Genomic DNA, 248 nt, shown 5'->3' with positions numbered 1-248 from the left:
GCGACACCCCCCGCCGGCCGGCGCCGGGCACCCGCGCCCCCGGCCAGCCGCTCAACCTGCTCTTCGCCCCCGAGTCCGCCCAGGCGATCGCCGAGGCCCTGCCGGCCTGGCGCCGCGCCGTCGGCACCGCCGTCGCCGCGGGCGTGCCGGTCCCGGTGTTCTCCTCGGCCCTGGCGTACTACGCCGGCCTGCGGGCCGCCCGCTTGCCGGCCGCCCTCGTGCAGGGCCAGCGCGACTACTACGGCGCC

Annotated in this window: 1 pseudogene; it reads left to right on the top strand. The window is 81.5% G+C overall.

The features are described 5' to 3' along the window. Nucleotides 1-248 (top strand): annotated as a pseudogene (locus tag KVS67_RS12525) (NADP-dependent phosphogluconate dehydrogenase); the annotation flags it as partial.

The sequence above is a fragment of the Micrococcus sp. GbtcB5 genome (genome assembly GCF_019091605.1).
In the GTDB taxonomy this organism is placed as follows: Bacteria; Actinomycetota; Actinomycetes; order Actinomycetales; family Micrococcaceae; genus Micrococcus; species Micrococcus luteus.
The sequence above is the reverse complement of the archived record's forward strand: the minus strand, read 5'-3'. Positions and strand labels throughout refer to the sequence as shown.